Source organism: Vibrio sp. S11_S32 (assembly GCF_014694465.1).
Taxonomy (GTDB): Bacteria; Pseudomonadota; Gammaproteobacteria; order Enterobacterales; family Vibrionaceae; genus Vibrio; species Vibrio algicola.
In genome coordinates this window covers 20950-33522 of sequence record NZ_JAAUWS010000027.1, presented here as the reverse complement: position 1 = coordinate 33522, position 12573 = coordinate 20950, and the positions used below count along the sequence as shown (strand labels likewise).

General features: G+C 45.4%; 12 protein-coding genes. All 12 read right to left on the bottom strand.

Translation table 11 applies throughout. The features are described from left to right. Positions 1–121 precede the first annotated feature (121 nt). A complete protein-coding gene (locus HC723_RS12130) occupies positions 122–463 on the bottom strand; it encodes a hypothetical protein (RefSeq protein WP_190339283.1) in 342 nt (113 codons plus the stop codon). Next, positions 432–1109, bottom strand: a complete 678-nt coding sequence (hycI, locus tag HC723_RS12125) for a hydrogenase maturation peptidase HycI (protein WP_238925473.1) — start codon at positions 1107–1109, stop codon at positions 432–434. The genes HC723_RS12130 and hycI overlap by 32 nt, the downstream gene beginning before the upstream one ends. A 63-nt stretch (positions 1110–1172) precedes the next feature. Then, positions 1173–1706 (bottom strand): formate hydrogenlyase maturation HycH family protein, encoded by a 534-nt coding sequence (locus tag HC723_RS12120; protein WP_190339282.1) that lies wholly within the window; start codon positions 1704–1706, stop codon positions 1173–1175. Between the two features lies 1 nt (position 1707). Then, positions 1708–2493 carry an NADH-quinone oxidoreductase subunit B family protein gene (locus HC723_RS12115; protein WP_190339281.1) on the bottom strand — a complete coding sequence of 262 codons (786 nt, stop codon included), beginning with the start codon at positions 2491–2493 and terminating at the stop codon, positions 1708–1710. An 8-nt stretch (positions 2494–2501) separates the two neighbouring features. Beyond that, positions 2502–3146: a formate hydrogenlyase complex iron-sulfur subunit gene (locus tag HC723_RS12110; protein WP_190339280.1), complete on the bottom strand. Its 645-nt coding sequence runs from the start codon at positions 3144–3146 to the stop codon at positions 2502–2504. A 12-nt stretch (positions 3147–3158) separates the two neighbouring features. Beyond that, complete coding sequence (locus HC723_RS12105) at positions 3159–4892, bottom strand: hydrogenase large subunit (RefSeq protein ID WP_194704545.1); 1734 nt, start codon at positions 4890–4892, stop codon at positions 3159–3161. A gap of 147 nt (positions 4893–5039) precedes the next feature. Then, the gene (locus HC723_RS12100; protein ID WP_190339279.1) at positions 5040–6632 is read right to left on the bottom strand and encodes a hydrogenase 4 subunit F; all 1593 of its coding nucleotides are present in this window, start codon (positions 6630–6632) and stop codon (positions 5040–5042) included. 6 nt (positions 6633–6638) lie between these two features. After that, a complete protein-coding gene (gene hyfE / locus HC723_RS12095) occupies positions 6639–7304 on the bottom strand; it encodes a hydrogenase 4 membrane subunit (protein WP_238925472.1) in 666 nt (221 codons plus the stop codon). A gap of 9 nt (positions 7305–7313) precedes the next feature. After that, positions 7314–8771 (bottom strand): hydrogenase 4 subunit D, encoded by a 1458-nt coding sequence (locus HC723_RS12090; protein ID WP_274601940.1) that lies wholly within the window; start codon positions 8769–8771, stop codon positions 7314–7316. Positions 8772–8786: 15 nt separating this feature from the next. Beyond that, positions 8787–9740, bottom strand: coding sequence for a respiratory chain complex I subunit 1 family protein (locus tag HC723_RS12085; RefSeq protein WP_190339278.1), 954 nt, complete (start codon positions 9738–9740; stop codon positions 8787–8789). Then, positions 9740–11770 carry a hydrogenase 4 subunit B gene (gene hyfB / locus HC723_RS12080; protein ID WP_190339277.1) on the bottom strand — a complete coding sequence of 677 codons (2031 nt, stop codon included), beginning with the start codon at positions 11768–11770 and terminating at the stop codon, positions 9740–9742. The genes HC723_RS12085 and hyfB overlap by 1 nt, the downstream gene beginning before the upstream one ends. Then, positions 11767–12417 carry a 4Fe-4S dicluster domain-containing protein gene (locus HC723_RS12075; protein ID WP_190339276.1) on the bottom strand — a complete coding sequence of 217 codons (651 nt, stop codon included), beginning with the start codon at positions 12415–12417 and terminating at the stop codon, positions 11767–11769. The genes hyfB and HC723_RS12075 overlap by 4 nt, the downstream gene beginning before the upstream one ends. Positions 12418–12573: the final 156 nt, after the last annotated feature.

Here is a 12573-nt window from a genome sequence, read left to right as displayed (position 1 = left end):
TTCAATAAATATTTGCCATTCTTGATCAGTGTGTCGCTGTGCCATTTCAAATCTCCTTTGGGTTGGAGGTTTGATCTTATTATTCAGGCTAGACGATTAGAATGCGGGTTTTATGATGCGCTTACGAATTATCCATTAAGAGTCTAATAATTCTTTCGGGTGTTTTTACCCGCGTTTTTGATGAGTTGATATTGATGGCTTCGTGTAAAGAAGTGGTTAATGCTTGTAGTAAAAACTCAATGAAATTTGAGCAATCTGTTTGTTCATCGGCTTGGCGGAAGGCTTGATAATATTGATCTTGACGAGATTTAATCACAGTCTCAACCGGTAAATAAGCCAGTAAGGATTGCCACTCACTTAACACCAACGTTTGCCATAGATGGCCCATGTAGCCAATAATCTGACGGCCTTCAATTCTATCCTCTAAACTCTCAATCCACCCACTGACTTGGTAATTCACCATCCAAACCTTTCAATGCTTTTAGGGCTTGATACAGCTCCTCTACCCCTGCTTCGACTTCGGTTGTCATTGGCGCGGAGAAGGAAACGGTTTTAGGTTGAATGCCGATAAACTCGACTCTTGGAATGAACATTTTCAGTTCATCTAATAAGAAGTTCATTGGCAGTGAATGGGTCGACATGATGAACATATCGGCGATGGTATCGGGATCGATGACGCGCAGTGTGCCGGTTGGTTCGGCCATTTCTGCCGCATCGACAAGCACTAAAAATTTAGGCTGTAAGCGGCGCAGTATGTGGATGTTATCTTCTGGAATAGTGCCACCATCAATCACCAACCAACCGTCTATCGGTTGATCGATGATTTTTTGCGCCAATGCTGGGCCTGCGCCATCGTCTCCCATCATGTTGTTGCCAACGGTGAGGATAATTTTGTCGCACGGCTTATCAAAGATGGCAGGATCGAGCATTTGAGCGCTGGCAGCAGAAGGTGTGATGGTGTGGTTGATGCCAACAAGCGCTAGATCATCAAGCGATAGATCGGCCATTGAAAGCGAACTGACGTCAGGCTGTAAAAAATCAGCATCGTGGGAGAATCCAGCATCAAAAGAAAGTGCGGATAATGATGATGGATTGTCTTTTTTGTTCATTTTTACAACCTTAAACTACTGCTAAAAACGATGACTTAACGCGATACTTTACATACGCCGGTATTATCTGTCGCGGATCATCACATACATGGTCTGCTCATGATAAATCGCCGTCAATACGTCAATAAAAGTGGCGGTCATGGCGATTTCTTTTTCTGTCATGCGGGCTTTATCGACCGTAGAAAAAGCACACGCTAGCATGTGAATATGATCAGGGTAAATCGTGATTTCACCAAAGGTAAAGTAACCCATCATTTTACGATGCGCTTCTGAGCCTGCTTCAAGTAAATTCACCCATTGCTTATATTCGGCCGTGCTGGCTTCAATCGCCACTTCCAAACAATCGACCACCCCTAAATGGTGACCGATTGACAGGCTGTAATACAACACCTGTTTGGCTTCTTCTGGTACGTCATATTGCTCATCAACAAACTTACGCTTGAGGGCATAGAACATAACTTTGCCAGTGTTGGCCTTTTGGGTCGCTTCTTTATACACTTCGCTGTTCATCACCTGACGATCATCCATCACCGGCTCTGTGCCCACAGGGCTTAGCGATTTGAGTTTGAATAAATCGTCAACCGTTAACTTACCCATCTTAACCTCGCATAAATGCTAATGCTTCATGGTGCAAACGATTGATGATTTCACTCACGCGTGGATCATCTTTTTTGGCCAAGAAGTCTTTTAAATTTGCATCAATATTGCTTGGGGTACTGGCAGCAAGTAACGCCATAAACTCATCGGACAAAATACGCCCTTGACGATAGCCCGCTAATGCGCGCGCTTCACGTTCAATAATGGTTTTCAGCTCCAAAGGAATGCCGGTGTGTTGTAGCGTCACACGTTCGTTTTCATCTTCTGTGTAGCTGCGCGCTTTGAGTTTTTGATCTAAAAGCCCCAACGCAACCGCAAAACCATAAATAGTGGCAGCCGGTGTTGGTGGGCAACCTGGAATATACACATCAACAGGAACGATTTTATCGGTACCACTCCAGACACAATAAAGGTCGTGGAAGATGCCACCGTCACAGCCACACGCGCCATAAGAGATCACAATTTTAGGATCGGGCGCAGCTTCATAGGCGCGTAATGCAGGAGCACGCATGGCGCGAGTGACCGCGCCAGTGAACAATAAAATGTCGGCATGACGAGGTGACGCCACCACTTTAATCCCAAAACGTTCGGTATCAAAAACCGGCGTAGTCGCAGCAAAGATTTCGATTTCGCAACCGTTACAACCACCGCAATCCACACGGAAAACATAGGCTGAACGTTTAATTTCTTTCAGCAATGTTTGCTTTAATTTTTGAACATTTGGATCTTCGACAACTGGGATCGCTTGGGTGTGATCATTGCCAATTATTGGCTGAATACCTTTCATATCTCTACCTACTCGCCTTGATTGCTATTTTGGTGATGAGCCTGTGGTTTTAAATCATGCCCTTTTCCGCTGAAGTCTTTTTCACTCAAATCCGCATCTGCTGCATCATTGTGATCATGAAAATATTGTCCATGGAAGATGTTGCTGCTGTCGATCATATTGGCAGCGCGACGACAACTTGGGCAAGTTTTTAGCGGTTGGCTTAAACGCGGATCGCTGCTGTCCATGCCAGATTGTTTAAGCAAGTCATGCACATAAGACACCGCTTTGGTTGGCGCATAAGCTTCACCACATTCAACGCAGTATTCCAGCGTGAACATCGCTTCTTCATACAAATCGGCTTTGTTGGTTACGGCTAACTCAAACTCTTGCGATAACGTGATCGCATTGGTTGGGCACACTTCTTCACAACGGCCACAATAAATACAACGCGCAAATGAGATTTCCCAACGGCGCTCGTTAGTCTCAGGATCGGTTTCCATGATCAATGCATTGGCAGGGCATGCGCGAGTACAAGCGGCGCAAGCAATACATTGCTGTGGATCATGCTCGGGCTTGCCACGAAAATCGTCGTTAATTTCCAAAGGCGCAAACGGGTATTTAACTGTACTGTGACTACCCGCTTCTTTGATCGTTTTAAATAACTTAAACATAAGATGCTGACCTTATTTCAATGGCGAGTTTTTGCGCTCGATGCTGTAACGTTCGATTTCTTTATACGCCACCGTTTTACTGGTGCGTTTTTTAGTATCGATAATGGTTACGCGGTCGGTACATGAATAACATGGATCCAAACTACCAATGATAAGCGGCGCATCTGAGACGGTGTTACCACGTAACATATAACGCAGTGTTGGCCAGTTAGCATACGTTGCCGCACGACAACGCCAGCGGAATAATTTCTGGTTATCGCCGGTCATGCTCCAGTGAACATTCTCGCCACGCGGTGCTTCGGTAAAGCCAAGCGCAAATTGGAATGGTTTGTAGGTAAAGCCTTCGGTCATTAATGGACCTTCTGGTAAGTTACCCAAACCAAATTCAATCATGTTCAAGCCATCTAGAATTTCTTTTACACGCACTAAAACGCGCGCTTCAACATCGCAAGTGTCGAGGCTTTGAATTTCCATTGGTACTTGAGCGTATGCTTCTACACTGTCGGCGTGAGTACGGCGCACATCACGCGCAAAACCACTACCACGCACCATAGGACCTACCGCACTAAAGTTACGTGCGATTTCAGGATCAAGACGACCAATGCCTTTTAGACGATGCTCAATGTTCGGAGTGCTTAATAGCATTTCGACTAATTTGGTAAACTCTTTACGCACTTCGCGTACCAGTTGAATACCTTTAATGCGGTGATCTTTTAGAATATCGCGGCGCACGCCACCAATGAGGTTTAAGCCGTAAGTTTTACGCGCTCCGGTAAGTAGTTCAGCCAATAGCATGGTTTTTTCACGAACACGGAAGAACTGCATAAAACCGGTATCAAAACCGACAAAGTGACTTGATAAGCCAACGTTAAGCATATTACTGTGCAAGCGTTCGACTTCGAGTAAAACGGTACGGATCATCTTGGCGCGTGCTGGCACTTCAATGCCTAACGCGTTTTCAACCGAATTGGTGTAACCCACACTGTGAGTAAAGCCACAAATGCCACAGACACGGTCGGTTAGGAAAGCAACTTCGTTGTAACCCATGCGAGTTTCAGCCAGTTTTTCCATGCCACGGTGTACGTAGAACATACGGTAATCAGCATCGACAATGTCTTCGCCATCAACAAATAAGCGGAAGTGACCTGGTTCATCAGAAGTGATGTGCAGTGGACCAACCGGAACAATGCGGTTGCTCTCATCGCCTAATTCATTATCAAATGCGTAGGTTTCGGTTTCCGTGGTTGGCATTGGACGCTGACGAAAATCCATTGAATCTTTACACAATGGGTGTAAATCTTCTGGCCAGTCATCGGGTAGCACTAAACGACGTTGATCAGGTAGACCAATCGCGTTTAAGCCAAACATGTCACGAATTTCACGCTCGCCCCACACTGCCGCAGGAATAACGGGCGTGATAGAGGGATATTCGCGAGTTTCAGCATTGACGTTGATTTTGACCATGATCCAGCATTTTTCATCACCTTCCATAGAAAGCGCATGATAAACACCAAAAGAGCCTGTCAGCATACGTTCATCGTTACCAAACGACACACTGAGCCAACCATTTTTCTCGAAGTACAACCATTTCATTACATCAACTAGCGCGGTTTCTTTTACCGTAATCACGATTTGGTTATAAGTTCGCCATTCTTCTTCTAAGATAGCGTTCGGGAAAAAATGGTGAACGCCAGCAATGTAACTGCCACCTATTTTGTCTTTATTGATCGTATTTTCTTCTAACATAATCGGTCAGATCTCTATTTAATTCTTTGTTATACCCGTTCAATGGACGTTGCAATGTGATGCACTGCAACGTCATTGTCTGACTATAGTGTTGATTCGTTTTGGCTCACTTTTGCACTTTCTTTCATGTGCAAAAATTGCAGCGACTTATTTAGCGCTCGCCGCGGTTAAGTTCGATGCCGGATGCGAGTGATTTTCAAGCGTAGTTGACTGCCAAGGTAGATTGACATCATCTAATACCGTGGCGCGATCGCTATCTAATACAATTAACGCTGCTTGATCGACGCCGCGTAATACCGTGGTCGGAATATGCGTCCCCATCAATAACATCAAGCCTAATAGCACCACCAGCGGCGCAACCATCATATTGCTCACTTCGCCTTTTTCCATGTTCTCAGGCTTAGGACCTAAGATACACATCGCCACAAAGCGCGCTAAACCGGCTAGCACTACTGTCAGCACTAAGGCTAACGCAATCGTCAAGCCAATATGGTCGCTGGCAATACCGCCGGCTACGATCATAAATTCGCTGAGAAATAAGTTAAATGGTGGTACGCCGCCGAGAGCGAATGCACCCACCGCAACCACAACACCAGTGACCGGCGCAACGCGTAGCACACCTTTAATGATGCCCATATCACGCGAACCGTATTTCAGCAAAATGTTGCCTGAACCACAGAACATCAAGGTTTTACCTAGGCTGTGGTTAATCACATGTAGTAACGCTGCAAAAACACCAATTGGCCCCAGCGCGACACCTAAAGTGATCAAACCCATGTTCTCGACACTCGAGTATGCCAGCATACGTTTCATGTCACGTTGCGCTAGGATAAAGAAAGCGGCAACAAAGACAGAAAGGAAGCCAAATACCATCAACATAGTTTGCGGATAGTCAAAACCAATCGCTTTATAGGTAATGATGTAGTAACGCAAGATCACCAAGAACGCACAGTTAAGCAAACCGGCTGACAATAGAGCACTGACTGGGCTTGGCGCTTCGGAGTGAGCATCAGGCAACCATGCATGCATTGGGAATAAACCGGTTTTAGTACCAAAACCAATCACCACAAAGATGAAGGCTAAGTGCACTAAGGTTGGGTCAAGCAATTGCGCATGTTGGCTGATATAAGTCCAGAAGATGGCATTTTCAGGATGGGCTAATGTTGCTGCTGCATTGGCGTAAGTTAGGATTGAACCAAACAAACCAAACGCCACACCAACACTACAAATGATGATGTATTTCCACGCCGCTTCTAATGAAGAACGTTGGCCGTAAATACCCACCAAGAACACAGAAGTGACGGTAGTAGCTTCAATCATCACCCACATCATGATCACGTTGTTCGACATCAACGCCACAATCATGGTGGTGAGGAATAAGTTGAACAGACCATAATAGAGCGAGACTTTTTGCCCCGACATTTCACCTTCATGGTATTCATGGCCAATGTAGCCAAGTGAATGCCAACCAGTGAAAAAGCCGACCACACCAAGTACGGCTAAGAACAAGGCCGATAAACTGTCCATATACAGCCAGTGTCCAGCCATTGAAAATGCGCCAGAGTCAAACACCATCACCGCAATCGTAAGGGTTAGCACTAACACGCAGCACATGCTTACCACATGGGCGCCGATCGCAATTAAACGACCCGAGCTTTTGATAAAACAGCTTAACAACCCAATGACCGCCGCCACTAATGGCACGGCAATAACAAATGGGAGTAACATAGATAAAGACATAACCCGTTACCCCTTCAGGCTAATAAGTTGCTGAACATCAAGTGTCTTCAACTTAGAGTGGATTTGACGGACCAAGATGATCATAAAGATCACCGCAAATAACGCATCCATAGTGATACCAATCTCCACTAAGGCTGGCGCTTTATTCGCCAGTAATGCCAAAGTTAAAGACGAACCATTTTCCATTAAGCAGTAACCAAATAGTTGCTTAAGAATGTTTCGCTGGCTGACAATACACAAAATGCCTAAGAAGAAGTGACCAATAGACACTGCAAGCACTGGTGTTAAACCATCAATTAATGGCAATTTAATGCTGTGCACCGCATAGCTGCACACACCCACTATCACGCCGCCAATCACCAAGATCCACACCAATGGAATGGCCGGCTCTTCGGATGCTTTATCGCTCATTTTTCTAAACGAGTAATACATCAAGGCTGGCAGAATAATGACTTTGGTAATGAATGAGGTAATTGACCATTCATACAATTCTGTGGCATCAAATTTTGCAGCAATCGCCACAAAGGTCAGCACTAATACCAATGACTGAATGGCGTACCAAAAAGTCACGGCTTTTGAGTTCTTCACCGCAATCACTAGCAGAGAAGTAATAATCAGCATCGCGGCTAAATTATTGATTAACAAATCGCTATTCATAAGCTCTATGTTCATAATATTTCCTTAACTCATCCAGCTAGATGCAATAAAGCTTGAGAACAGAGACATAATAATCAAAATAATGATAACAATTTTCATTGAAACCGGTAATTCTGATGCCCCTTCGACGGCTTCTGATGGCTCACCTACAACGGTTTGGCCAAATCGATACAAGATCCAACCAAAGCTTGCTACCGACTCAATCAAGGCAATGATCATCACAGGGGTTAACCAAGGATGCTCTTGAGATAATTGGAAGCCCGCCACAAACAATGGGAACTTACTAAAGAAACCATTGAATGGAGGAACGCCGGTGATCGCCATCGCAGCCACACCAAAACCAACCGCTAAAATAGGTGAGGTTTTGATAATACCTTTCAGCGAAGGCAACATCCGCGTACCACAGGTGTAGCTCAGTGCACCCGCCACCAAGAAGAACAAGCTCTTCGCAAAGGCGTGGTTGAAGATGTAAGTCACGCCACTTTCAAGTGCTAACTTCGAGCCGAAAATAGACAAAGATAACGCAAGGAAGATATAAGCAAGTTGGGTAATGGTTGAGTACGCCAGTAAACGTTTCATATCTTTTTGTGGCAGATACAAAATGAAGCCGTAAACCATAGTAATAATTGCGCCAATCACGCCAATCACACCAATCACATGCGGAATGTCACCACCGGATAAAATCGCACGAGCAAAAATATACACCCCTACTTTTACCATTGACGCGGCGTGCAAATACGCACTGACGGGCGTTGGTGCATTCATCGCATCGGGTAGCCAAACATGGAATGGTAATTGCGCCGATTTACCCCAAGCCGCCAACATAATGCCTAAGAACACTATTGTTTTGGTTTCAGGTGTTAGCTGCGCAATTGCAGTGATCGCGAAAGTACCGGTTTCTTTAAACACGAACGCCGCCGCAATAAATAAACCAATTGAAGCAAAGTGGGTCACTAATAACGCTTTTAATGCTGCTTTTAGTGAGGTCGCTTTTTGGTAGTAACCAATTAATGCCCAAGAACATGCACCGGTGATTTCAAAAAACAACAACTGGCCTAAAATGGTGGATGACAGAACCAAGCCCGCCATTGCGCCAATAAAGATCAACAAGAATGCGTAGTAACGAGGTTCGCCTTCATGCGGATGCTCGCGGTTGCCTTCATTCATATAACCTAATGAATAAATGCTCACCAACAAGCCAAGCACCACCACTGCAATTGCAATTAAGGTGCTGACTGCATCAAACGTGAAGCCGAAAATTTCGGTGTTACCAACATGAAACAAGGTGTAATGCAGCGAGCTTTCACCACTGGTGTGAAAAAGCAACGCCAATGTCAGTACGCCAAGCGAGGCGCAACCTGCAAAGATTTGGCACACCCACTTCGCCATCGGTTTTGAAACCAAGATGGTGATAATTGCGCCCAAGAAAGGCAACAATATGGTGAGCAGCGCCACATTTTTCATTAGAGCAAGGTTTTCCATAGTATTCATCTGCCCTTATAAACCGGTTAAGTAGAATAGGAAGCCAAGCACGGCGATCCCAAATCCTACCCAAGTAAGTTGATGTGTTTTCACGTAACGAACACGCGCGACACTGTTTTCGATAATGCTGGCAATGGTGAATGTCACCAGTAATTTCACCAGTAACCATACCGTTGCAATTAACAGCGCAGAGAAGGTCAGTTCATCGGCTTTACCAAATGGAATGAAGATAGCCAAAAATAGCTGCACCACCACCATTTGCTTTAAGCCAAAACCGATTTTCATTAACGCGAAACCAGAGCCTGAATACTCGGTCATTGGACCTTCTTGCAATTCTTGCTCAGCTTCTGCCACATCAAACGGTAATTTACCCATTTCAATGAACACCACAAACGCACAGGCGATACCGGCAATCACGGTCGCGACAGGCGCGGCCCATGTTTGAGTCGCCATTGCGGTGCTGATGTAACCTAAATCCGAGGTACCAGTAATAAGCGCCATGGTAAAGATCGACAGCATTAAGGTAGGTTCGACCAATACGCCTAGCGTTAATTCACGGCTAGAACCTAGCCCAGCAAACATCGAGCCTGAATCCAAACCCGATAACGCAAAGAAGAAGCGGAAAATCGCAAACAAATAAATGTCGGTGATCACATCCCCTGCAATTGGGAAAGGTGAAAAATTAGTCACGGCGGGCATCGCCATCGCCACTAATGACATAGTGATGATTAATACCCAAGGCGTGATAGCAAAGATCACGCCAGATGGGAAAGGCGCGACACTTTGACGACGAAGTAATTTGAACAAATCACGATAGTCTTGCAGTACGCCTGGACCTTGTCTTGAGTGCATCTTGGCACGGATCACACGGGATAAACCGGTAAAGAACGGCGCCAGCGCAATCATAATCAGAGCTTGAACGATAGCCAGAGTGACCATCCCCAAGCTTGGGATCTCTAGATGTGGCATCACTTAACTCCTAGATCGAATGGGATTAACAACAAGATCACCAATGCGATCACCATGTACAGGCAATACCAACGGAAATCACCAAATTGCATACGTTGAACCACACGCGAGAAACGCTGCGTAGTTCGAGCAATTGGCATAACGATGTAATCATCAAAACAAGGTTCAACCGCCGCCGCGAATGCCGTGGTTTTGGTTAAGATCCAAGTAAATGGAACACTAGGATTTAACTTGTCACGCAAGGTATATAACGGTGCGTACATAGTGCGAAGTGTGCGAGTAAAGCTGCCGGCATCAACCGTCATGCGTTGTTCGTAAGCATAACCACATGCCCACGGTTCATTGCTATGACGGTTTTGCATTTTCTGACCTTTAAACCATGCTGAAATCGCAAATGGGATAATAAGCAGCGCCAGCAATGAGATGGCAATGATTGGGGTCGATAAAATCGCTTGATGAGGATGACCTGGAATGAGCGCCATACCGTTAGTGACAGCAACCGCTTGTGAGCCATGAACCAAACTGGCGGCAACATTAGAAATGATAGGTGCGATCCACGGAGAGCCCACCCCAAGCACAATACACATGATGGCTAAAAAGCTGGTGCCGAAAACCATGGTCTTAGGGGCTTCTTTAGCATTGGCTGCCGCGTCGGATTTTGGCGCACCGGCAAAACAAACGCCGTACACTTTAACAAAACACATGCACGCTAATGCGCCGGTTAATGCCAACATCACCACCGCAATAATACTGCCCAGTGACATCATAAGATTGCCATCACGGCCCATGCTTAATAGTGATTGGTAAATAAACCACTCACTGACAAAACCGTTTAATGGTGGTAAGGCCGAAATCGCCATCGTACCGATTAAAAAGGCCACCGCAGTGTAAGGCATCACTTTGCCCAAACCACCCATCTTGTCCATATCTTTAGTGTGCACACGGTAAATCACCGAGCCCGCACCTAAGAACAACAGACCTTTAAACACCGCATGGTTCAAGATGTGATACAAACCACCCAGCAAACCTATGGTCGCGATCACCGGATGGTCAGTCGCAATGCCGACCATACCAACGCCTACACCCATTAAGATAATGCCGATATTTTCAACCGTGTGGTAAGCCAGTAGACGCTTAATATCATGCTCAGCAATGGCGTAAAGTACGCCTAAAACTGAAGACACTGCGCCAAATGCCAACACTAAATATCCCCACCACGCAGTATCAGCGCCAAGGAAATCAATCCCCACTTTGATAATACCGAATACACCAATCTTCACCATCACGCCCGACATCAATGCCGATGCATTAGACGGAGCGGCTGGGTGAGCAAGAGGTAACCAACCATGCAGAGAAATCATCCCCGCTTTGGCACCAAAGCCGAAGAAGGCCAATAAGAACACCACCGATTCCATTGCTGGCGATAAATTCGCGCCGCGGAAATCTTGGAAGTTCAAACTGCCCGATGCACGGTACAAGATGAAGAAAGCAATCATGATCAAGACCGAGCCTGCATGCGCAATCAAGAAGTACTGTAAACCGGCACGAATCGACGCCGCTTTTTGCTCAGAAATCACTAAGAAGTAAGAAGCAAGTGACATCATTTCAAAGAACACAATGAAATAAAATGCGTTGTCCGATACCACCAGCGCCACCATTGAAGCAATAAAGGTATTCATAAAGAACCCCATTGCCCAAGCGCCTTTGCCTTCATACTCTTTCATGTAAGAAATCGAGTAAATGCCCGATGCGATAACAATTAATGAAATCACAAACAACATTAAAGAAGACAGTGGATCTAAGCGTAAAATGCAATCGGCGAAATAAAACGGCGACGACACTTGGTAGCTTAATGCGCCACCGCCAAATAACACTGGCAATGAAGCGCATATTCCAAGCACACCGGCAATCGCGGCCGACACACCGGAAATAAGCGAACCGGTCGATTCATTCTTCGACAGAATAAGTGACATGATCGCGCCAAATATATACAGCGCCAATGCGGCAAATAATAAGTTAAATGGCATCATAATTCGTTACCTTCCTTAGTTACCCCATCGGCAGTTACTCCATCCAAAGAAATAACCGGCCCATTCACCGAAGCAGAATCCGACTGCTTTTGTTTTTGCATCGACTGGGTTTTATCTGGGTCAACAAGGAATAACGCTTTGGTTGGGCACACTTCCACACAAGCAGGGCCACCTTCACGGTGTTCACAAAGATCGCATTTCACTGCAATGCTTTTTACGCCAGGTTCCCACGCTAGAATGTCTTTACCAAAACAACTTGGAGAGGAAGTAGAAGGGTTACTGCTGCGCACGTTCGATGGAATGAAAGTATCATAAGAATTGGCAAGCCCAACCCCTCGGCTACCACTAAAAGCAATAGCGCCAAATGGGCAGGCAATCGAACATAACGTACAGCCAATGCACAGGGTCTCATTAATGTGAATGCTACCATCCTCTTTATGAGTAATAGCATTAACAGGACAAACCGTTGCACAAGGCGCATCTTCACAGTGGCGGCATAACACAGGTGCGGTGGCATCTTTGTGTCGGGTCACTGTTAATCTTGGGTGGTCTTGCAAACCTTCAGCTTTATGAGTGGTAGAACACGCTGCCATACAGGTGTCACAACCAATACATAACTTAGGATCCGCAATTACAAAGCGATTCATAATTAACCTTAGTTAACGAAAAAAATTGGAAAATCTTCCCGTTAACTGCAAAAAGCATACCAAGGATATACAACACACAGAATAAAAACCTAAGCATTTGATAAATAATGAATATAAACAAGTAACAAAGATAAAGAATGACGACAGTATGACGCT